This window comes from Dictyobacter sp. Z7_2 (assembly GCF_057551105.1).
Window position 1 is genome coordinate 2,944,319 of record NZ_BAAJPE010000002.1, and the last position, 21,615, is coordinate 2,965,933.

Annotated in this window: 18 protein-coding genes and 1 other annotated feature; of the genes, 5 read left to right on the plus strand and 13 right to left on the minus strand. The window is 50.0% G+C overall.

The genetic code is table 11. The annotated features are described in order from the left end of the window. Positions 1-26 precede the first annotated feature (26 nt). From AC27N8_RS25940 to AC27N8_RS25970, 7 genes are all read right to left on the minus strand, one after another. On the minus strand, positions 27-464 hold the full coding sequence (locus AC27N8_RS25940; protein WP_487070842.1) for a hypothetical protein: 438 nt from the start codon (positions 462-464) through the stop codon (positions 27-29). 207 nt (positions 465-671) lie between these two features. After that, positions 672-1,952: a serine--tRNA ligase gene (gene serS / locus AC27N8_RS25945; RefSeq protein ID WP_487070844.1), complete on the minus strand. Its 1,281-nt coding sequence runs from the start codon at positions 1,950-1,952 to the stop codon at positions 672-674. Positions 1,953-2,040: 88 nt separating this feature from the next. Further along, positions 2,041-2,272, minus strand: a binding site (T-box leader). Between the two features lie 48 nt (positions 2,273-2,320). Then, positions 2,321-2,884: a hypothetical protein gene (locus AC27N8_RS25950; protein WP_487070846.1), complete on the minus strand. Its 564-nt coding sequence runs from the start codon at positions 2,882-2,884 to the stop codon at positions 2,321-2,323. Positions 2,885-3,163: 279 nt separating this feature from the next. Next, the gene (locus AC27N8_RS25955; protein ID WP_487070848.1) at positions 3,164-4,369 is read right to left on the minus strand and encodes a hypothetical protein; all 1,206 of its coding nucleotides are present in this window, start codon (positions 4,367-4,369) and stop codon (positions 3,164-3,166) included. Positions 4,370-4,515: 146 nt separating this feature from the next. After that, on the minus strand, positions 4,516-5,640 hold the full coding sequence (locus tag AC27N8_RS25960) for a zinc ribbon domain-containing protein (RefSeq protein ID WP_487070850.1): 1,125 nt from the start codon (positions 5,638-5,640) through the stop codon (positions 4,516-4,518). 44 nt (positions 5,641-5,684) lie between these two features. Further along, positions 5,685-6,560: a hypothetical protein gene (locus AC27N8_RS25965; RefSeq protein ID WP_487070852.1), complete on the minus strand. Its 876-nt coding sequence runs from the start codon at positions 6,558-6,560 to the stop codon at positions 5,685-5,687. A gap of 79 nt (positions 6,561-6,639) precedes the next feature. Then, positions 6,640-6,951, minus strand: coding sequence for an iron-sulfur cluster assembly protein (locus AC27N8_RS25970; RefSeq protein WP_487070854.1), 312 nt, complete (start codon positions 6,949-6,951; stop codon positions 6,640-6,642). Between the two features lie 332 nt (positions 6,952-7,283). Between AC27N8_RS25970 and AC27N8_RS25975 the strand changes: the two genes are divergently transcribed. Further along, on the plus strand, positions 7,284-7,505 hold the full coding sequence (locus tag AC27N8_RS25975; RefSeq protein WP_487070856.1) for a response regulator transcription factor: 222 nt from the start codon (positions 7,284-7,286) through the stop codon (positions 7,503-7,505). Between the two features lie 22 nt (positions 7,506-7,527). On the opposite strand, the gene AC27N8_RS25980 is transcribed toward AC27N8_RS25975, so the two are convergent. After that, positions 7,528-10,791, minus strand: coding sequence for an AAA domain-containing protein (locus AC27N8_RS25980; RefSeq protein WP_487070858.1), 3,264 nt, complete (start codon positions 10,789-10,791; stop codon positions 7,528-7,530). 230 nt (positions 10,792-11,021) lie between these two features. Here AC27N8_RS25980 and AC27N8_RS25985 point away from each other — a divergent pair, with 230 nt between their 5' ends. Next, positions 11,022-12,200 (plus strand): DUF711 family protein, encoded by a 1,179-nt coding sequence (locus AC27N8_RS25985; RefSeq protein WP_487070860.1) that lies wholly within the window; start codon positions 11,022-11,024, stop codon positions 12,198-12,200. A 121-nt stretch (positions 12,201-12,321) separates the two neighbouring features. On the opposite strand, the gene AC27N8_RS25990 is transcribed toward AC27N8_RS25985, so the two are convergent. The 5 genes from AC27N8_RS25990 to dnaA all read right to left on the minus strand — a co-directional run bounded on the left by AC27N8_RS25990 (position 12,322) and on the right by dnaA (position 16,929). Further along, positions 12,322-12,909, minus strand: coding sequence for a GAF domain-containing protein (locus tag AC27N8_RS25990; RefSeq protein WP_487070862.1), 588 nt, complete (start codon positions 12,907-12,909; stop codon positions 12,322-12,324). Positions 12,910-13,138: 229 nt separating this feature from the next. Next, positions 13,139-13,651, minus strand: coding sequence for a universal stress protein (locus tag AC27N8_RS25995; RefSeq protein WP_487070864.1), 513 nt, complete (start codon positions 13,649-13,651; stop codon positions 13,139-13,141). A 376-nt stretch (positions 13,652-14,027) separates the two neighbouring features. After that, positions 14,028-14,336, minus strand: a complete 309-nt coding sequence (locus AC27N8_RS26000) for an ATP-dependent Clp protease adaptor ClpS (protein ID WP_487070866.1) — start codon at positions 14,334-14,336, stop codon at positions 14,028-14,030. A gap of 181 nt (positions 14,337-14,517) precedes the next feature. Then, positions 14,518-15,102 (minus strand): hypothetical protein, encoded by a 585-nt coding sequence (locus tag AC27N8_RS26005; RefSeq protein WP_487070868.1) that lies wholly within the window; start codon positions 15,100-15,102, stop codon positions 14,518-14,520. A gap of 132 nt (positions 15,103-15,234) precedes the next feature. Further along, positions 15,235-16,929 carry a chromosomal replication initiator protein DnaA gene (gene dnaA, locus AC27N8_RS26010; RefSeq protein WP_487070870.1) on the minus strand — a complete coding sequence of 565 codons (1,695 nt, stop codon included), beginning with the start codon at positions 16,927-16,929 and terminating at the stop codon, positions 15,235-15,237. 535 nt (positions 16,930-17,464) lie between these two features. Here dnaA and AC27N8_RS26015 point away from each other — a divergent pair. From AC27N8_RS26015 to AC27N8_RS26025, 3 genes are all read left to right on the plus strand, one after another. Next, on the plus strand, positions 17,465-18,229 hold the full coding sequence (locus AC27N8_RS26015) for a hypothetical protein (RefSeq protein WP_487070872.1): 765 nt from the start codon (positions 17,465-17,467) through the stop codon (positions 18,227-18,229). Between the two features lie 180 nt (positions 18,230-18,409). Beyond that, complete coding sequence (locus tag AC27N8_RS26020; protein WP_487070874.1) at positions 18,410-19,822, plus strand: FHA domain-containing protein; 1,413 nt, start codon at positions 18,410-18,412, stop codon at positions 19,820-19,822. A 209-nt stretch (positions 19,823-20,031) separates the two neighbouring features. Then, the gene (locus tag AC27N8_RS26025) at positions 20,032-21,588 is read left to right on the plus strand and encodes a phytoene desaturase family protein (protein WP_487070876.1); all 1,557 of its coding nucleotides are present in this window, start codon (positions 20,032-20,034) and stop codon (positions 21,586-21,588) included. Positions 21,589-21,615: the final 27 nt, after the last annotated feature.

The following is a 21,615-nucleotide window of genomic DNA, read 5'->3' on the forward strand; positions in this document are numbered from 1 at the left end:
ATGCATATGAACATCTTCTCCTACTATTATACTTTAAAACAGTACTCAATTGCATTTTTCATACGCAGACGTGCTGACTGATCTTGTAAATGTTGTGGTATATAAGAGTTTACAACCTTCCAGCATTGCTGTTGAGTCGACAATTTTAGGATCGGTGCCAGGGCCTGGATGTCTCTATAATCCTGAGCTCTGCCGGAGAAAACCTTTAACGCCATCATATAATTCAAATCTGGCACATATATTGTGAGATGGGAAAGTTGTAACCATGGCTTTAACTGTCGAGGTCGCCCTACTTGATCAGTAATAATGCTAACATCATCATTGAGCCATTGATTTGGTAAGCTCTTTTCTTTCGCTGTCGCTGCGATTGCGTTGAGAACTGACGAATATATCTTAGAGTTTGATGCAATGATTGACACATCAATGTCCTCAGTAGCATCTCGATTTCTTACCTGAGTAACCATAAGTGCACCTCCCAGCAGAAGCAGTTGGCCATGAATATTTTTCCTCTTTTAGCTTCTCATTAAGGAAACCCAGGTTTTGTGTGATCTGTTGGCTGTCCATCGTTGACTCCTTTTCACTGACATAAAAAAGGAAGCGGGAATATATTTAGTGCAGAAACGAGAGGGTGTGCTGGCTCGATCACAATCATAACCGAGCCAGCTGGCATACTAACGACCAATATATTCCTGTCCGCCCATAAATGGACGCAGGGCTTCGGGGATGCGAATGCTGCCGTCGGCTTGCTGATGCGTTTCCAATAGCGGAATCAAGATGCGTGGCGAGGCGATGGCGGTGTTGTTGAGTGTGTGGACAAATTTGACTTTGCCATCTTCGTCGCGGTAGCGAATATTGGCGCGTCGAGCCTGCCAATCGTGCAGGTACGAGCACGAATGGGTTTCGCGATAGCGATTCTCGCCGGGGACCCAACATTCGATATCATACATCCCGACCTTGCCGTCGCCCATGTCGCCTGTGCAGACGTTGACGACTCGATAGGGGAGCTCGAGTGCCTGGATCAGTTCTTCGGCGTTCTGCAAGAGTTGCTCGAACCAGTAGACCGACTCGTCGTGGTCGGCTTTGCTGATGATATACTGCTCGACTTTGCTGAATTGATGGATACGGAAGACGCCACGTGTATCCTTGCCATACGTGCCAGCCTCCTGGCGGAACGCGGGACTATAGCCAACGAACTTCATCGGCAGCTCGCTGGCTTTGAGGATCTCATCCTTGTACATACCGGTGATCGAGACTTCGGCTGTGCCGACCAGAAACAGATCCTGATCCTTGATTTCGTAGACTTGATCGCGACCTTTGGGAAACTGTCCATTGCCGACGAAGCAGAAGTCGCGAGCCATAGCGGGAACGATCAACGGTGTAAAGCCTTTGCGTGCCATTTTGTCCATGGCGAAATTGACCAGAGCCAGCTCCATGCGTGCGGCATCGCCGCGCAGGATATAGCTTCTCGATCCAGCGACTTTGACGGCGCGTTCGATGTCTACCAGATTATGCTTGAGCATCAGGTCGTAGTGATCGAGAGCCTCGAAGTCGAATTTGGGTTTGTCGCCCCAATACTTAAACGGCACGTTCTCGCTGTCGTCTTTGCCGATCGGAGCGCTTGGATCGGGGATGTTCGGTACGAGTAAGAGCAGTTGATAACGTTCTTCGATCAACTGATTGAGTGCTGGCTCCTTGGCTTTAATCTCGTCGGCCATCTTTTTGCCTTCGGCGATGAGATTGGTGCGCAGCTCGACATTCTTTTCTTTGGCGGCCTGCTGGATGCCTTTCGAGAGCTGATTCTGTCTGGCGCGTGTCTCCTCCACCTCGTGCTGTAGCGCAACGACCTGCTGATCCAGAGCCAGTAGGGCATCGATATCGATCGAGTTATTTTTTACGCGTGCGGCCTCTTTGACCACGCCTGGATTATTGCGAATAAATGCCAGATCAAGCATGTGTTTTTTCTCCTCTTCTTTTTTTCTGTGTCTTCCTGCTGGGATTGAAAAAAACTCTTTATGCCATAAAAAAACGCCGTGTCCTTCATTCAAGGACGACGACGCAGGATGCGTGGAATCGTGGTACCACCTTACTTTTTCCAATACTTTTCTCTACGAGAGCAGCTTGGAACTCTTTATACCCGCTAACGGAGGCAACCGTTGACGCTTCACGCGTAGGCTCCAGGGTGGATTTCTCTCTTGCGCGTACTGCGTTGCACCGTCCCGCAGCTCTCTGTACGCTGATGACAAGAGATACTTATCCCATTCATAGCCAGGCTATATTCTATCTGATCTGTATTTCAGCATAACAGTGCCTCTAGCATTTGTCAATCCCTGAAGTAGCTGGCTTTCAAAAATCGGGTAAAGGCTTGCATTTCTTCCTGGTACTCAATAAGCTTTTGAGCCTTCACTGATGAAAACTCTTGATAGTCAGCCCCTTGGCTTTGGAGCAAGATACGGCCTGTCCACAGTCGATTATCTAGCACAAGATGACGATCATAGACCATCGAGTGCGCCTGATAAAATCGCTCAAGAAGCGCAAACAGATCTGGAACATAGGATTGATGAAGGCGCTTGCAATCATTTGTAATGCTATCGGCTTCTTTCATCAATGCACGATAGTGATCTGGCGAATGTTGCGCCTCATGTAATTTTGCATTTGCCTGGCTTTCAAGCATAGCCGCATCTGGAGATGAAATCTGGACCCAGGGATATGCATGCCCATGATCAAGATGCCCCTCACATGACGATGACGTAGGGATGCCCAAGGCGTTGAGCACAATAACCGTTTCCAGGATACCCTCGTCGATAGTACGCCCAACTTTATCCACAACACGTGAAAATTGCGTTATTAATTCTTGCCAGGATTGTTCTTTTGATGTCTTTAGCATATACTTTAAAAAGGGAGATGGAGTCGTGCCATTGCATGTTGAATATCCATGTGTATCACCTCTCTCATGCCGTTTCTTTTTACTATACCTGATATACAGGTAATTTTCAATATGTATCGATAATAAAAAGTCTAAAAGAAGTCTATCTCTTACAAGGGATAGACTTCTTTTATGCTTGTCAGTTGGAATGTTCGACATGACTGACATTTTTAGTGAACCGGAAAGGATGACATTTCAATGAATGTTGACCTTCCTGAATGACTTTTTAGCGGACCTGCTTTATCGGAGTTTCCATACCTGCACATTCGCGAATGTGGCGTCGATCGGTGTATTGTTATCAATGACGCCAACTCCTATCTGACCTGCTGTTAATGTGCTATCGCCGATGGCTCCGAGATAGGTACTGTTGACGAGGATCGTGATAGTTGTCTGGTCGGCCATCACCATCAGCTGATTCATCTGATTGACTCCGACGTTGATCGCTGCGCTTCTCCCCTGAAGGAGCGTGGAGGCTTGATTCGCTCCGTTATAGAGATCGAGTGCATATGAGCCATCAGTGCCTACGTGAAAAAAATAATAGTTTGTTGCACCATTCCCAACGCGGAAAAGCAGTCCGGCTTGTCCCTCGTCGCCCTTGAGGATGGTCACATTGGCCTGATAGGCAAAATTGGAGACATTGGTAGCCTGCGCGATGCACGGTTGGAAATACGTCTGCTGTTCTTCCAGCGCATGATACATACTGTTAGTGAATGCGCAGCCTGTATGTGTATCGGCGCCGCCGGTATCCCAGCGATTGGTGCTGGTGTTGTCTGTGAGAGGATCGTCGATGCTCGGAGTATTAGTGGTCAGGGCCTGATATTGCGATGTGCTGGCCTGGGCCGTGGCTGTGGCGTCGTTAATGGATTGCGTGGCCTGAGCCGTTTGCATGGCTTGCGTGGTGGCTGTGGCTTCGATCTGGCCTTGCGCTTTGTTGATGTATTGAGCTGTTCCTTGTACCTGTGCCTGTCCTGTATTCTGTACGCTGATCGTTTGCTGGACCTGTGCTGTAGCTACGTGACGGATCGATGAGCGATAATTCGTTGTCGTCTTGATGAGCAAGAGGCTAATCGCTCCCAGTACAAGTACGATCGCCAGGATTGCTGCCAGGATCAGGCTGGTTGTTTTAATGGCCGAGCGACGTTTTCTCGGACGCGGAGGAGGAGGCCAGGATGGTCGAGTTGAACTGGCTGCTATCTGTTTTATCGTGGCCTCTTTGGCTAACTGTTCAGTTGGAGCGTCAGCTAGCGTATCCACTGCCAACTTCTCGGTTGGAGCGTCAGCCAGGAGATCTGCGTTTATCTGCTCGGTTGGAGCGTCAGCCAGGAGATCTGCATTTACCTGCTCGGTCGGAGCATCGGCCAGAGTATCTACTTCTAACTGTTCAGTTGGAGCATCAGCCAGAGTATCCTTATTTGATTGGGTGTAATTTAACTCTTTTTTGACCATATTATTTTCTGTCTCCCGCAAGAACTTTTAAATCAGTAGATAGAATAACATAAAAATGCCCGGCTTGCAGATAAAGCGACAAATGGCGAAATTATTTAGGACCCTGCTGGCAGAGATTCCTGCTGGGGAGGTCTATGAAGTCTGGATTATAACTTCCAGACGCGCAGATTGTTGAAGGCGACGTCGGTATGATTTTTTCTGTCGACGGCCATGATGCCAATTGAGCCAGCGCTATAGGTGTTATCGCTAGCACTGCCTACATAGTGCTTATTCATGTAGAGATAAAAGATATTATCACGGGCAATAATCGTCACAATATTTGTCTGACCGGTGCCTGTTTTGATCAGGTTGCTTTGATCGTATATCAGCGGAGTTGTATGCCCATCGCTTTGGGTCAGGATCAAGCCATAGGTGCCGTCGCTGCGGATGCGAAAGCTATAGAAGTTCTGATCGTGAGCACTGGCGCGGAAGATAATTCCGCCTTCATCGCCTTTAATGATCTTCATATTTATCTCCAGCGCAAAATTGTGGAAGCGTGTGGCGTGCGCGATGCAGGGAGAGTAGTAATTGGTCTGATAGGCTCGACTGTGAAGCGCGTTTTCATTAAATGCGCAGCCGCCTCCGTCTTTGGTTGGATAGATATCCCATTTGGCACCGGTGTTGTAGTACAGAGATGTGTCCAGGATAGGATGTCCGCTGGTGCTGCGTGTGTAAAGGTTCTGGAGGATGGTTGATGTTGCTTGTGCTTGTGCTGTATTCTTTTGTGACTGTGCTGTGCTCTGTGCAGCAGCTTGTGTTGTCGCCTTGCTCTGTGTCAGAGCTGACCGTGTGCTATTGATCCGAGCAACGGCTGTATTATGGGTATTGGCTCTCTGCATCATGTATGCTGTGGTAGTTGATTGGGCTCGCGACTGCGTAGGATGTGAAATCTCTGTATAGTAGAACATCCCTGCCATACTGATCAGCAGCAGGAGCGTTAAAACCAGGATCGCTATGATGATAATCGATGACCAGATCTTGTGTCGTTTGAGCACTCTTGCGTGAGCCGGCGTCGCTGTCGCAATCATAAGGGAGCGTTTCAGCGTAGGTTGTGTGCCTGCGTTCGTAAGATTTCTCGTAATGCGCCTATAGGCGGGTATCTGTGTCGAGCCAGTGGCGGAGGTCTGATAGCTAGGATGTGTCTCCAGAATCGGAGGAATGCTTTGTCCACAACTGGGACAGACCGTCATGCCTGGTGAAAGCTGTCTTCCACAATGTTTGCAAGGTTGCATCTCCGACTCCTCTTACCACTTGTCGCCACTATCACATCATCAGCTTATAGCTTCCATATTTTGGCATGCGTGTAGGTAACTTCTGTTGAGCTCTTATAGTTATTGGCAAGCAGGCCAATCTGTCCTGTAGTCATTGTGGCATCGGCGATGCTCGTGACGTATTTTTGGTTGATATAAAAATCGAGTGAGCTACCACTGGCCAGCACTCCGAGCGTATTTACATGGTTGTAGCCTGTTTTGATCAGGTCGCTATAGCCATCTGTCAGAGGCTGAGCAGCTTTCTGTGCGTTGCCCGAATAGTAATAGAGGCTGTAACTACTATCCTGTCCCACCACAAAGATGTAAGACTGTGTGTTCTTCTGACTGGCTCGTACAATGATCCCACCGGCGTCGCCGCTCAGGATATCCATATCCACCTGATAGACAAAGTTGTTGACGTGAATACCTTTCGCCAGACAAGGCAAGAAGAAGCCCTTCTCGCGCACGCTCGCTGTATAAGTGGAATGTGTAAATGAGCAACCGGAACCGGTCTCCCAATTGTTCGTATCGGGAGCGTGAAGTTCGTCGCTGATCGTGGGAGTAGTTTTAGTCATTTCATTGTAGCTATGCTGAAGATGCGCGACTATCGTGGCCGTTGCATGTGTCTGGAACGTCATTGTCGCCACCACCTGAGCTGTTTGTGTCACTTTCACCAGAGCCGTTTTTTCTATTTGAGCATCTCTAGCGATCGTGCGCTCCAGGCTCTGCGCATATGGTTGATAAAATCTGCTGTAGCCGATACTGCCGCCAGCCACAATCAAGATGAGGAGCACTATCAGTATGCTTGCCAGGCGCACCGTCATACGTGGCCTGTTCCGTTTTTTGTGGCGAGAGCTTGTTATTTGAGCTCTCGCGTTATCGTCGTCCTGAACTTCCATCATCAACCTCCTACCGATATTGTACCGCTAGCACATAATTCGGGTAGAAGATCGATGCAGTAAAGTAGCGTCGTATGCTACTTTACATCATACCCAGTTCCCATTTTGCATCTTCGGTCATGCGGTCGGCGGACCAGGGGGGATCAAAGGTCAGATCAACTTTGCAACTCTTTACGTTTTCGACTTGTCCAACGCGCATCTCAACCTCTGAGATGACCTCGCCTGCCATCGGGCAACCCAACGCAGTCAGGGTCATCGAGACGTCGACGTGATTGGTCTCATTATTAATATCCAGATTATAGACCAGGCCCAGGTCAACAATGTTCACCGGGATTTCTGGATCGTAACACTCACGAAGTGCATCCATGAGTTCTGCTTCATTTATTTCTGCCATTGCGTGCGGCTGCCTTTCAACTTGTGGTAGATCGCTTATCTCCCCACATGCTCTTACATATTCAAGAGGCGTTGCAAGCTCTTTTTCTGTTCACTATTAATCCGAGTAAATTAGTAGGATTACCTTTAAATGTAATATATCCCATCGCTGATAACTTGTCAAAGCCCCCTGACGTATCCGGATCATCCGTGCGCCACATGTACTTGATTTGTTGATGGGAACGCTTTTTTTGCCGCTTTCACTGGCTATCTGTGCCATTGTATAAGTAGGATGATGCTTGTGATGCTGGCATGTGTGCTGTGCTGTCCGGAGATAAAGAAAGAGGAAAAGCAATGTTCTATCAAGACGCAGGTCTAACCACGCGTGAACGCGAGTTAGTAATCTTAATCGCGCAGGGAATGGTTGTCAAAGAGATAGCTCCCATGCTCAAAGTCACTGAAAAGACTGTCCGGAACCATCTTCGTAACATTTATCGTAAGCTAGCCGTATATGATCGCTCGCAGATAGTCATCTACGCCTTAAAGAAAGGTCTGGTTGATCTCCAGTCGCTTTGAATACTGATTGTGAGCTTAGCTACTAATGTATGCTGGTTGTCATGGCCGTGTTGGTTTCTGCTACAAGCAATGTCTGCATGCTACGACAGTATTTGATCAGCCGATCAAATGTGGGTAGAGGTTCCAGTGCAGCGACGCATCCAACCAGGATGAGTTTGCGCTGGGCTCGGGTGAGCGCAACATTGAGGCGATTGGGATTGATCAGAAATTCGCGGCGTGGACTCTCCGCTTCCGGCTCGGAGGTGGTGGCGAAGGAGATGATCATGATCAGGCGTTCGCCGCCCTGAAAGCGATCAACGGTATCAACGCTGAGTGGTGTTTCAGCCGGGAGAGCCTGCCAGTTGCTGTCGGGATCGCTGGCAAAGAGATGGCGGCGGATGTTGGCCACCTGAGCGCGATAGGGAGCGATGATACCGATCTCCTGCTGTTGAATGCCACGTGCGAGCAATTCCGCCACGATCGCACGTACTGCGCGAGCCTCGGCGTTACTCTGTTTGGTGCCAGTCAATTCCTGTGGATCTTTGATATCCAGAAACACCAGCGGAAATTTGGGATCAAGCGCAGTATGGATGTTGCTGGTGAGCGCAGATGATGGAGCCTGGAGCACTGGTTTTCGTGTGTACTCGACGCGTCGATTAGCAACGGATGCGTGAGCCAGGAGTTTCTGGTCGTAGAATACCGTCGATGAAAAGTTGGAGATCCATTTGTTCATGCGATATTGCGTGCGCAGTGGCACGCTGGCGCTGATCTCCAGGGGATAGCGTTGATGATGTGTTTCGTCAGCTTCTTTGAGCAGACTAAAAAGCGAGTCTGATAGGCCATCGGCGGCCGCCTCTTTGCTCAATACCAGAGGAGGTAGCTGCTTCTCGTCGCCAACCAGTATGAAGCGTTTTGCGAAGCGCAGCGCACCGAGAATTGCCGGTACTGTCAACTGTCCGGCTTCATCGATAATCGCAACGTCGAAGATAAAGCCGTTATTATCGACCGCCTGCGAGCCGGGAAGGGCCGTGTGGGGAGCATATTTATCCGAAGACCAGGTAGCGGTCGTAGAGGCCACGACGGGCGTTGTATACAGAATCTCAAACACGTGATCCTGGTAGGATTTATCCTGATGATAGGGATCGGGACGCAAGGGGATGATTGGATGCTGCTTGTCTAATTCCAGTCGGCGTGCAATCAGCTCTTTCAGGAGCCACGGCCTGACCGCCTCATCGACACTTCTCTCGCTCCCCAATCGCAGATAATTGTTGAAGCCTTCTTTGGAGAGTCGCTTAAGCATGTTGTCGACCGCTTGATTGGTAAAGGCGGCCAGCATCACATGCTGTCCCTGATCCGTCAGGCGTTTCACAATCTCGGCGATCACGCTTGTCTTGCCGGTGCCTGGAGGTCCCTGAATGAGTAGATAATCTCTCATCTGCACTGCGCGGGTGAGCGCTAGATTCTGTTCGGCATTAAAATCTGCGCGTGGCACGACGGCCTCGCCGATAAAGCGTGGGCGGATTTTGCTCTCGACCAGATCCTGTATGTGCGCGGGCGCGTGATACCAGCGTAAGAGATTTTGGAGCGTGCGTACGTGGACCAGATCGTTATCATAGCGATCGATCAACTGTGGCTGAGCAATCAACTCTCTGGTCCAGACGGTCATGTATTTTGAGCTAATGACCGTGATTGTCCCGCTGACAACTTCTCCTGTGATTGGACTGCTATCGCTGAGCAGGATCTCATCGCCCTCACGTAGCTCTGAGGTGTTGGTGCAGCGAAAGGTCAGAGACCAGCCCTCATTCTGGATTGTCGGCTCGCCTTCCAGCTCAAGTCCTCGCAGAGCGCTTCCACGCTCGATGCGTTCCGTTACAGGAGTATTCCAGAGTTGCGCCTGTTGCTGCTCGCCAGCTCGTCCCTCGATTTGCAGTAAGCGATAATATCTGGCGAAAAAGGTCTCATGCTGCTCGGAAGAGGCTTGAGATACTTGCTGCTCTGGAGTCTCAGACTCATCTGTGTCATCAGGCTCTGCGGACGCGACAGGCGCAGGCTGTATGGATGCTTTCGTGAGTTGTTCTGTCGTTGCTGGCGGCTGCCATTGTAGTAAAGACGAAATGGTCTGACAATGGGTCAGCATCGAGCATTTGTTGCAGCGCGAGGGTCCTGGAGGTGCTGATGGGATGCCCGTGACGCGGTTCAGCACGAGGATACTGCGTGTTTCGTTGACACGTTGAATATCGCGAATGGAGGCGCGAATGCCAAAGGCTTGAGCCTGTCCCGGGGTGCCACTGTAGAGTAGCGTGGCAAAGGCTCGCTTCATTTTCGATTGACGCCGCACCGCCAGCAGCGCATGATAACCCATGACTTGCCAGCGATGATCTCGTTTGGGGAGCTCGCCGCTAGCGCCGCCTGTTTTCAACTCCAGCAAACGCTGCTGACCTGTTTGTTGCCAGAACAGATCGAGACGTCCCCGTAATCCAATCTCGGGAGCCAGTAAAAACGTTTCTGCGCGTACCTGATTGCCATCGGACCCCGCTTGATCATCGTCCCTGACCCCGGGCAAGGTCCAGAGCGTATTGCTTTCGCTCTGATACCAGCGTGCCAGACTCTCCAGATGGGGCATGACTTTTTCCCGCATCTCCTCCAACGAGACATCGGCCAGAGCGATATCGATCGCGTTGAGCTCCATGGCCTGCTCCAGATGATATTGCATCGCCTTCAATGGCGCTGCTTGCTCTCCTGCTGCTCCTGAGAACTTTCCGCGATCATGCTCTTTCAGCAATTCTTTGAAGCAATGATGGACAATGTTTCCGCGTATCGTGGCTTCGGAGGCCGATGACGGCACTAATCGATTGAGCAGATATTGACGCGTGCAATATTCGGCCTGATTGAGATCAGTAATGTTGAGCAGAATATCCGGTTCCAGCACGGCCATCGTATAGGCATTGCCCTGATAGCGTAAACGTGTCTGAGTTTTGTACTCGATACTGACCGGCTCCGTGGGCAGATGATAGATGCGCATCGTCAGATGATGCTGGCTGAGAACTTCGCTTCTGGCACTGATCTCTTTGATCAGGCTGCGGTAATAAGAGTTCTCAAGCTGGATCTCGACACGCCCGCTGGCGGTGTCAATGATGATTATGGGGATGCGCTCGCCATTGTGCTGACGTTCCAGTGCTGCCACCAGACGCCCCTCAAGTTGCGCGGTATGGCACGGAGGTTTGGGATCGAGTGTACAGAGAAAACATTCGTGTAGCCTGGGCGTTTGTTGCCCCTGAGAAGCAGGATCATTTACGTTTGCTTGCATAGTTATAGCTGTACACCCCCACAATTTACTTGGCTGTGTCAAAGTGTACGGTAAGGGGAAAACATTCGTCAAGAGATTGTTGATTTATAGCGCATTTGGTTAGCCATTTGCCCCAGACCTCTTGCCTGCTTGTAGATGTTATAATGCTCGTTAATAAGCGCGTTTCTATTGCTCTGTCAAAGGTCATTGAGCTGTGGATTTTCTGAAAATAAATGAAGCGAGGAATACATATGTCATTGCCCACCGTCCGTACCCTGACATTGGGTTTATCTGATCTCCATCCGCTTTCTGGCAAAGCGATTGAGCAGGCGCAGCAGCTATTGCAACAGGCGGCCAGGCGCTACGAGGATGCTGGCTATACGCTTCAAACGTTGCGGCTTTCGACGCGCCCCATCCTCGATGATCTTGCTGATTGGTCTCCCGCGGCGCTGATGGCATATATATTGGAGCTACAACGCATCCTGGACGATGTTGGGCTGGAATATTGTTCTCTGGGCACTGTTTTTGCAGCTCGATCAGATTTTGCTCTTGAGCGCGTACAACTGCTTGCGGATGCTTTGATTGCTACCACTCATCTGAGTGCGACCGTGAGTCTGGCTGATGCGCAACATGGTTTGCGTTTTGAAGCAGCTTTGCCGATTGCTCAGCTTATATTGCGTCTGGCGCATGAAACTGCTGAAGGATTTGGCAACTTCCGTTTTGCTATGCTAGCTTGTGTCGAGCCGGGAGGACCATTCTTTCCGGCCGCGTATCATGCTGGTCCGACCAGCCTATCCTGTGGCTTGCAGGGAGTCTCACTGGTGACAGAGGCACTTCAGCGGCTCGACGCCGATGGCAAGCATGCCTTAGATCTCAATCAAGTTACCAATCAGGTGCGTGCTCTATTGCAGGAGCAGGGCAGGCCAGTCGTCGCGTTGGGACAGAGTATCGCCGACGAGCATGCGATTCTGTTTGGCGGCATCGATCTCTCTCCGGCTCCCATGGGAGAGGCGAGTATTGTCCAGGCGCTGGAACTCTGTGGCTACGGATTGTTGGGCTCGGCCGGGACGCTGGCAGTGGCTGCTGCGCTGACCTCTGCCCTGAAAAGCACTTCTCTGCCCACCTGTGGCTATAATGGTCTGATGCTGCCTGTGCTGGAAGATAGTGTGTTAGGACAGCGTTGGGAAGAGGGAAGAGTCAATGCTCACCAATTGCTGCTATATTCGGCAGTCTGTGGCACTGGACTTGATACTATTCCTCTGCCAGGAGATAGCTCTCCTGAAAGTATAGCTCACCTCTTGCTTGACGTTGCAACTCTGGCTGTGCGTTATCAGAAGCCACTCTCGGCCCGCCTCTTCCCCGTACCGCACCGACAAGCAGGAGAGCATACCCAATTCACATCACCGTATCTGACGAATACACGTATCTAGCGCTCAGAGGATACGCTATGGATGGTCCATGCCTTCTTCTGAGGCGGGTGGATGTCCTGTGTGGGGTGTATAAAATGTCATACTCTGACGCCACAAAAAGAGCTGAAGCGTAGGATCATTTTTAGAGGCCCCAGAAGGCATTCATGACCCCATGATATGTACTTTTCATACTCTCATAGAGGCGTGCGTTTTCAATTGCCAGAGCTGCCAGGCTGGCCAGCACAGACATAAACTGAATATCATCCTCCATGAATTCTGTCAACGTTTTGGTGTAGACGCGCAATACGCCAATGGCCTTACCGTGCACTTCGAGGGGGACACATAATACGGAGACGAGCCCTTCATGGCGGGCGGCATCTTTATATTGGAAGCGGGGATCGACGCGTACGTCGGCAATGTAAATAGAGCTTCCTTTCATCACCTCGCTGTCAATATGGCTATTGACGAGGTTAATCGGCCCTTTGGCCAGATATTCTTGACTTAATCCGTGGACAGCACTCAAACGCAGTTGACCAGATTCTTCATCCAGTAGTCGCAACGCACAAGCTGCTACCTGCATCGCTTCTGTGGTGCTGGTGACCACGCTTTGGAGGACTTGATCCAGCTCAAGGCTTGACGAAATCGTCAACGCGGTCTGATAGAGTGCCTGATAATAATCTCTCTGAGGAAGTTCTGCTTGCTTCTGGACAATCGAGTCACCTGTCATCATAATCTCCTCCCATAAACTAAACATCGTCATGAGGCTTCGCTATGAACAACTGTCAGCTACACTTAGTAATACGTATGTGCGGGGCGATATGTAGCAGTTCCCGCAGGGAAAAGTCCGCATGTTTGTGCGTTCAGATGGCTTCTCCCTGTACCTGTTTGACTGACAATCGAGAAATTATGATGAAGAGAAACTTCTTGTTACATCTACATTAATTGTTGAATGGATACCACTAACGTGTACTTGGCACGGGGACTGGAACCGGATCTTGCACCAGCCAGACTCGACAAGTGGAGTTGGCTAAGACGTAAGAAACGGTCTTATTTAATTCGCTCTGGCTCTTGTTACTATTGCGTACCAGGCCAATCAATAATAATGCGCAATTATGGTCCCTTGCCTCATCGACAATCGCAGTCCCCGCATCGCGTGCCTGTACAACCTCAGCTACGGCGTCGCAACCCACGCGTTCCGCAATACCGATGGCCGTGTTCAACATTTGATCAGCGCGCTCAGATTCCTGCGTGAGGACGGCTTTGAGTGGCAATGCACGAGGCACTTCAATCACATGAACAAGATGGACCTTACGTTTGGCTCCTTTTGCCATCTGGCAACCAAGATAGACCAGGTTGGTATCAAGTTTTTCACCAGAAATGACGACCGCGATATCCCCAGCGGCACATTCTCCTAAAGCTGATTTACTTATTTCAGCATCCTCTTTGGTCTTGGAACCCCATAAGTGAACCATGATTTCTCCCCTCCTGATGGAGCGTGATAAACAGTATCTGGCACCTTCAGTTTATAGTGTCAGGTAGTCACAACGAACGCCTAAAAGCTGACATCCGAGCGATTTTTTGAATTCTATCCTCTTGGATCAGCGGCGTCAATAGCGCAAGTATACATAAAGATTACAGCACTACCAGGACGTTACTTACATAACCACACTATTACTCTCAGATTTTTCTCTATATATATGGTGGATGCTTGCACTTTAATCCGCTGTTATATTTCTACTAGTAATACGAACGACATGTACCAACGGTTATGGAACAGCCAAGTCTTTTCTGCGGGCATTTTTCCTTGCCCATATAAAATGAGGAAGCGACTCAATTGCCGCTTCCTCATTATTCTGGTTCAATCGTTGCCGTTAGATGGTAACTTAACAAACGTTCCTGGTAATATTCCGCTACTTCTTTGGGGCAAACCGCCACAATGGCTCGCCCGGTCGAATGGGCTGTCAGCATGATAAGTTCTGCTTCCTGCATGGTCAGCGTATTGACCGCTTGGACCAGGGCAAAGACAACATAATTCATTTCGTTGTAGTCATCATCATGCACAATAACCTTATAAGGCGGAAGTAGCTTGGTTCGATCGAGCACGACCTTGTCTGGTTTTACCTGGAACCGTGTGAAAGTCCATAATTCCTTGGACATGGATGTTTTCTCCGTTAGTGTAACAGTTTGGTTATGCCCTAAAGCGTTTTCCCAAAACTATTGTAACCAAGAGTTACGTATTTTACCAGTGTTCTAGCAAAGATTTCTAAAAATAACAAAATTTGAGACAAAAAATACGCCGTTTCAACGAAATGGCGTATTTTTTGTCTCTATTCTGTTGCTAATTGGTGTCCTGTCGACTGACACTGCGGTCGATCCTACCTTGATTGTTCAGGAGAATAGCTCGTGCGCGTGATTTGCGACTCACGTTTTCTGGATCTTCGAAACGCAGCGCAATGATATTGCGTGTCTCGCGTACATTTTTGCTGCTGGTGGCTGGTGGCGCTTTGGCTTGATTTTGCCCAATTGCTCCACGTACGCGACCACGTCTCAGAAGTCCCAGGATGACACCAAGTATCAGGCCGATCGCAGCACCAATCAAGAGCGTGGTTGGCTCAGGGAGATGTGGTACTGCAAAAGTGGCGGCAAAGGTCAGTCCTGTTACTATCAGACATCCGATGATGGCAAACAACAGAATCAGGATTGGTCGTGGACCCGAACGTTGTGTCTGTAGGAAAAAATCTCTGCGAGCCTGATTGGGTCCATGTTCGCGGAATTGTCCAGTGCCCACACTGCCAGTATGAAGTTGATGTATCTCTTCCTCGTTGAAGCCAGCTTTCTTCAGCTTGTTTGAAGCCTCTTCGGCCTTAGCTTCATCGGGGAAGACCGCCAGAAGATCGTAACTGACGGGTTGTTGTTTCTGCATACGAAGTCGCTCCTAAGTACGTAAGGGTACATCGATTACTCGTTCTTAATTATCTATCTATCGACGTGTCGTATCTGCTACGATTGTTTTTGTGCTTATATTATACAATCTATCTCTGGGACGCTGTCGGCGTCAAGAGTAGGGATGGCTTTGTAACGACGCCAGCACAGCTGCAATCTCCTGTCGTACTTGATCGTTGTTGCCAATCTCGGCATGCACCTTTTCCGCCCCATGCATAATCGTCGTATGATCGCGTCCACCCAGAGCTGCTCCAATTTGCAGCAAGGAGGCGGTTGTCTCTTCGCGCATCAGATACATCGCCACCTGGCGCGGCCAGACGATGTCGCGGTCGCGCTGTTTGCCGCGTAAGAGGTCAGGATTGACGTCATAGTAGCGTGACACACAGTCCAGCACATCGGCGATTGTCAGATTGGATGGCGATGATGATACTGGCGGCTTGTTATCGTAAATATTTTCCAGTGCCTTGGCCGCTATTGTGGCTGTCAGAGGCGCGTCATGGAGCGTGGCATAGGCGATGACGCGATTCAACGCCCCTTCAAGTTCGCGGACGCTACTACACGTTGGCTGGGCGATATATTCTACTACCCCGGTCGGGACCGTGAAACGTAACGAATCGCACTTCGAGCGCAAAATAGCCAGGCGATGCTCATATTCTGGTGGTTGGACATCTGCCTGGAGCCCCCATTCAAAGCGAGAGCGTAAGCGATCTTGCAATCTGCTGATCGCCTTTGGAGGACGGTCACTGGTGACCACAATCTGCTTATTCTCGTTGTGGAGCGCATTGAAGGTATGAAAAAATTCTTCTTCAGTCGACTCTTTGCCAGCGATGAACTGGATATCGTCCACCAACAGGATATCTATCTGGCGATATTTGGAGTGGAATTCTTCCGTCTTCTTGTAACGGATCGCATTGACGATCTCGTTCGTGAACTTTTCCGATGTCGTATAGAGGACATTGAGTCCCGCCTCTTCACCTGCATGACCAATGGCATGGAGCAGATGCGTTTTGCCCAATCCTACTCCACCATAAAGAAAGAGCGGATTATAGATCCGTCCAGGACTCTCAGCTACGGCCAGCGAGGTCGCATGAGCGAGCTTATTTGATTTCCCTACAATGAACGAGCTGAAGCGGTAGCGTTGATTGAGTACGCCTTCCACATTTGAATGGACTGGACTGTATTCTTTGCTCTGTTGCATGGGCCTGGAATTATAGTCAGACGACTTGTTTGGCTCATAGGCCGTCTCAGGTTCATACTGTACTGCCTCATCGGTGGCACCATCCTGTGTTGGATAGGTGGGGTATGCCTGCGCCGCTCGGGATGCCTCTTTGGTATAGGAGGCCGGCCGGCGTGGTATCTCATACTCTTCTTGTTCTCGGCTATAGGTTTTCTCTGGCGGCAGGATCGTCGGCTGTGCATTCTTCGCTGCGGCTGTGGCATCAGAGGAGTTGCGCTTGCCACGTAACGGCCCCGCTAGCCGTTCTTTTGAGAGGCGATAGGTGCGCCTTGGTGAACGGAGCGTTCGTGGATTTTCTTGCGTGTCATCGGAGTGTGCCAGCTGCTCTTTTGTTACTTCGAATTGCACCTCAACCGGGCCACCGATAATGTCCGTGAGTGTGGAGCGGATCATTTCCAGGAAGCGGGTCTCTAGCTGGGCTTTTACAAATGTGGATGGGACGCTTACTATAAATACGCCATCCTGGAAGGAGAGCGCCGAGGTTCCCTGGAACCAGCTGATAAAAACGCTCGCATTCACTTTTTGTCTAAATCGTTCAATTGCAGTTTGCCAGATTTGTTTTGCATTCACGCGCAGCACCCCTTTGGGGATTGGTTTATTTGGAGCTAGTGTTTCAAAGTGCTCTTTCGTACACTCTCCGCACGTCATTACTTGTAGAACAGGTGTTTTTTGACAAAAAATATGTTCTTGATTGTAATCTAGTGACAGCAGGATGTTATGGTAGCATTAAATCAAAACACTGTAAAGCCCTTCTTTGGTACCATGCGAGACCATTTTTTAACTGCATTTCATGCCTTTCCTGACGCCTATATCGCTAGCCAGGAGCAAGCTATGTTTGTCCACTGCCTCAGGAACCTACGAGTATAGTTTCTTTGGTACCAGAATGAGAACTAACTCATAGATTTCGTACGTTTAGTGAAATATAATCAACCCGACATGGGGCTTTATTTAATCTGCCTGAAATAGTATCATTGAAATGTAAAAATAGGCTTGCTCTCAATATGTGTCTGTATGAATCTTATAAATAAGGTTTTCTGTGGGGGGGATTGAGGTGGTGCCGCAGGAATGTAACATGAAATGTTCAATCTTTGGTAAGGAGTTTTTAATGTCTCAATGGTGTGAGATATGGCGACAGCGGATACTATGTCGTGCTGCAAGTATATATCCGAAAAAGCAATCTACTCTCTCTCTTGTTTGTATGCTTATTCTTTTGAGTATTGCGCTGGCCGCTTGTTCTAGTAGTATTTCGAATAATACGAATGTAAAGGGAACTGCCAGCGTCACTGCTGTTGCAACGGCGACTCCAACTCCGAGCCCGGTTACTCTGACGCAATTGTCCTGGTGTGGGAAGCCTCAGATGGTCTTTCGTGATCAGGCTTCTTCGAGCGTGAAGAGTACCAGCGGGCAGACCGGCTTAGGCGCGGCCGATAATACTCCTAAGACGCTGACAGATTGGAAGGTGGTGAAAGCAAATCTTGGTTTCACACTCTATCTGCCGCAGACGCTTCCGGCTGGCACCTGCCTGTTGAGCGTCTCAAGCTCGCTGCGTGATCCGGTTTTTGGCAGCAACTTTACGATCGATTATGTGCTCCCTGGTGGGGATGCTCTGAGTTTCTCTCAGGCCCCGCTTCGGAACCAGAAAGCACAAGCTTTTCAGTGTAGTGTGTCGCAGCAGGGTGAATCTTCAAAGGCTGCAACTGGCACGGCTACGGCACAGGCGACTCCAAGTGCCACGCCGGTACCGGTTCAGTTATGCAGTGGTACGCTGGATCAAACAAGTATTGTCTTTTCCGGTCGTGGCGCAACGAGTACATTGCAGAAGTTCTTTCAAGCTTTGAAACCTGATCTTGATTGGCAACCGGCTAAGTAGCCTGGACCGTATACGATAATAGAGCGAAAAATGGTTATATATAGAGAGCTTCAGCGATGCCTGCTCTTTAGCGGCTAACACTCGACGCTCAACTTGCACTTCTGCTATAATGGACAGAAGTTTTATGTGTATGCAGAATGCCATATTGATGCGTGCATACAAATGGGAGGAACTTTTATCATGGATAAGTGTCCCTATTGTGGGGCTGATACTCGGCCAGGTGACAACTTCTGTTTGAATTGTGGCAATCGCCTGCTTCCAGCAACTCCCTCACCCTCGGATCAGCAGGCAGGGATCGGTGAAGCGACCGTGGCTACACCAGAAGATTGGAATGCATCTGGATCGAATAACGCGCCCGCCAGTGGTCCATCGTGGGGAGTTGATCATGCAGCCCCAACCGCTGCATCTTCAGCGGCTGAGCCGCCGACCGTACTCGATCCTGCTCCTGCTGTGGCCACCGCTCAGGCTACATTGGAGAAGATTGAAGATCCTGGCTATCTGGTTCTACGCTCTGATAGCGGGGAAGTACTTCAGGAGTATCCTTTAGATAAAGCTGAAGTTGTGATTGGGCGTGCTCCAAACAGTGAAATATTATTATCAAAAGATAAATTGACTTCGCGTCGTCATGCAATCGTCTCTTATGAGAATGGTCAGTACCTGTTGCAGGATGAGCATAGCGCTAACGGTACATTTGTCAACGCTCAGCAGTTGGAAGAAGGTACGCCCTATCTGCTTCAGGATGGCGATCATGTAGGTATCGGTGAGCACGAACTGGTATTTCGTGCCGCAGGTGTGAAGAGTGCTGACGTTGAGGATCTGCCTACCGTGGCTGTCCCTTATAACTCTGCTCAGCCTGAGACTTCCTACGGTGGACAAAGTGGTACTGCCAACGATGAGTATAGCACCTTTGCGGCTGATCAGGATGAGCCTGTGGCTGATGAGGAGCCTGTGGCAGCTCAACCGGCTGAGCCGGTCGCTGAAATGGCTCCGGTTGCTGACTACGCGCCAGTATCGACATCCACGCCCGAGGAGCCTGTGGCAGCAGGGACATCTGATGCCGCGCCGGCTGCACTATCGTATTCGTCCGCTCCCTCAAGCAGTGAGCCGGCCGACGCGGAGGAAGCCGAGGATGATGCTGCTCCGGATGATGGGACCGTTACATTTAGTCGCTTCTCAGCAATTGCAGTGCCGCCTCTCCCAGATATGAGCTCTTTGATGGCGGCTCTTTCATCTCTGGATGGGCAGATCATGTCGCTGCAAGGTCAGTTCAATGCGACTCAGGATGCCCTCAAGCGCCACGATACTGAGATTGTGCAGACAGCCAGTGATTTGCGTGGTGGCATTAGTCGTATCTCTGATCGTCTGGAAAGCACGATTGCAGATGTGGCTCGCAGCCGTGAGGCTCTGGCCTGGGCTGAATTGTTGCAATTGATGGAAGATGTTATGAACAATCCGCGTGATATCGAATACGTGACAAAGTTGGCGCGCAAAGCACGCGAATTGAACAAAGTTTTCCAGATCCATCAAAATGTTTTGAACACGATGGCCGAATGTAACAATCAGTTACGCAGTTTGCTTGGTGATGAAAAGTAGGGATAGCCAGTCCTACCTTTTAATAGTACCTGTGAGGGCGACTATTGTGGCCGCCCTTCTCTCTCCTTCTGGTTGCTCTGCCCTGCAACGGTCTCGCTCACTCATCGCATTCTTCCAGCGCATTTTCTCTTGGTGCCGCCTGCTTGAAGGATATGATGATGTATGCCGATCGTTGGTATCATCAACCTGACTAGCTTACCGGAAAATTCATGTACGAACAAGCAGTTACGCATGTTGAGAGTGTCGCAGATGGCGCGCAGGCAGCGTCCAGTCCACGACAGATCGATGCTATTGTCATTGGAGCTGGCCTGGGAGGCCTGCTGAGCGCCGCGCAACTCTTACAGCGCGGGAAACATGTTATTGTACTAGAGCGCTTGCCCCATAGCGGGGGACGTTTTACTGCCAAAGATTTTCATGGCGTGCAGGTAAGCACCGGTGCAGTCCATATGGTTCCATTTGGAAGTAGTGGCGTTCTGGCGCATATGTTGCAGCGCTTGCATATTCCCCATCGTCTCTACGATGCAGATGTCTTTGGATCATTTCATGTGCATGGAAAGCAATACCTCTCTCCGGGTCTGTTAGGCGTGGCAAAATTTCTGGGGCCGCGCCAGTTCGGAAACTTTTTGCGCCTTGGCCGTCTCATGTTCTTTCGTCCTTTGCCCCAGGAAGAACTACATCTGCCTTTTGATCTCTGGCTGGAGCGCCATATCGATGTGAAGCGTAATGTACAATTGGTGGCTTTTTTTGCCAGTATTTCGCGCTTCGCCTTGAGTCTTGAACTGCATCAGGTCCAGACGGCCGAAGTTGTGCGTACGACGAAGAATATGTTTCGCTATGGCGCGCCAGCGATTGTTCGTGGAGGCTGTGCCGAGATTACTAATCAATTAGAGCAATGCGTGCGTCGGTACGATGGCGAGATATTTCTTTCCTGTGAGGTATTGGAGATTCTGCAAGAGGATGGTCGGGTATGTGGTGTGCGCATCAAGCATAAACGTACCGGTGAGGAGCAGACCCTCCACGCGTCGTTAGTTGTGAGCGATATCGGACCACGCGCCACCGACGGATTGTTGCAGAATCGCCTCGTGAAACAATCGGATGTGCTGAAGCCCGCTGCTAAAGATCAAGCAGCCGACTATGCTCTCCCGGATACCTTGCCAGAGGCGATTGGCTTAAAGGTCCATATTCTCAGCGATGTGTCATTGATTCCTCATAAAGGGATTATGTATTGTCTGGATACGCAACGGATCGCTGGTATGGTGCAGCCGACCAATAGCGAGCCAGCACTGGCACCTCCGGGCAAGCATTTACTGATCAGCCATCAGGTGATTCAGAGTAATAATGTTGAAGAGGAGCGGACTCTGGCTCTGGCGGATCTGCGCTTCATGTTTGGCGAGACGTTCGATAAACATTGTCAGATTTTAACCATGGGCACCTATCGCGGAGAATGGCCTGTGAATCGTATGGCTCAGGGCGAGGATGTTGCTCCACAGCTAGATGTACGTGGTTTGTATCTGGTTGGTGATGCTGTTAAGCCATCCGGTTATCTCATGGTTGAGGGTGTGGCTCAAAGCGTGAACAGTTTCCTGGACCTTTTAGATAACTTAGATAACTTTGGTACCTTGGATAGCGGGGATAATTTGGGTCAAAAACAGGAGCGGGCAGGGAAGGCGGATCGGCGTATTCGTCGCAACGTCATGTCACCTCCATCCCGTCTCAACGCGCTGCGCTGGTTATGGGAAGCGCCCGGAAATGCAAAACATTCTTAGTGTGTGCATTTTGCAGTATCCTGCGCC

Coding starts and splice junctions, on each gene's coding strand:
- AC27N8_RS25940 (WP_487070842.1), bottom strand. CDS start 464: ATGGTTACTCAGGTAAGAAATCGAGATGCTACTGAGGACATTGATGTG.
- serS (WP_487070844.1), bottom strand. CDS start 1,952: ATGCTTGATCTGGCATTTATTCGCAATAATCCAGGCGTGGTCAAAGAG.
- AC27N8_RS25950 (WP_487070846.1), bottom strand. CDS start 2,884: ATGCTAAAGACATCAAAAGAACAATCCTGGCAAGAATTAATAACGCAA.
- AC27N8_RS25955 (WP_487070848.1), bottom strand. CDS start 4,369: ATGGTCAAAAAAGAGTTAAATTACACCCAATCAAATAAGGATACTCTG.
- AC27N8_RS25960 (WP_487070850.1), bottom strand. CDS start 5,640: ATGCAACCTTGCAAACATTGTGGAAGACAGCTTTCACCAGGCATGACG.
- AC27N8_RS25965 (WP_487070852.1), bottom strand. CDS start 6,560: ATGATGGAAGTTCAGGACGACGATAACGCGAGAGCTCAAATAACAAGC.
- AC27N8_RS25970 (WP_487070854.1), bottom strand. CDS start 6,951: ATGGCAGAAATAAATGAAGCAGAACTCATGGATGCACTTCGTGAGTGT.
- AC27N8_RS25975 (WP_487070856.1), top strand. CDS start 7,284: ATGTTCTATCAAGACGCAGGTCTAACCACGCGTGAACGCGAGTTAGTA.
- AC27N8_RS25980 (WP_487070858.1), bottom strand. CDS start 10,791: ATGCAAGCAAACGTAAATGATCCTGCTTCTCAGGGGCAACAAACGCCC.
- AC27N8_RS25985 (WP_487070860.1), top strand. CDS start 11,022: ATGTCATTGCCCACCGTCCGTACCCTGACATTGGGTTTATCTGATCTC.
- AC27N8_RS25990 (WP_487070862.1), bottom strand. CDS start 12,909: ATGATGACAGGTGACTCGATTGTCCAGAAGCAAGCAGAACTTCCTCAG.
- AC27N8_RS25995 (WP_487070864.1), bottom strand. CDS start 13,651: ATGGTTCACTTATGGGGTTCCAAGACCAAAGAGGATGCTGAAATAAGT.
- AC27N8_RS26000 (WP_487070866.1), bottom strand. CDS start 14,336: ATGTCCAAGGAATTATGGACTTTCACACGGTTCCAGGTAAAACCAGAC.
- AC27N8_RS26005 (WP_487070868.1), bottom strand. CDS start 15,102: ATGCAGAAACAACAACCCGTCAGTTACGATCTTCTGGCGGTCTTCCCC.
- AC27N8_RS26015 (WP_487070872.1), top strand. CDS start 17,465: ATGTCTCAATGGTGTGAGATATGGCGACAGCGGATACTATGTCGTGCT.
- AC27N8_RS26020 (WP_487070874.1), top strand. CDS start 18,410: ATGGATAAGTGTCCCTATTGTGGGGCTGATACTCGGCCAGGTGACAAC.
- AC27N8_RS26025 (WP_487070876.1), top strand. CDS start 20,032: ATGTACGAACAAGCAGTTACGCATGTTGAGAGTGTCGCAGATGGCGCG.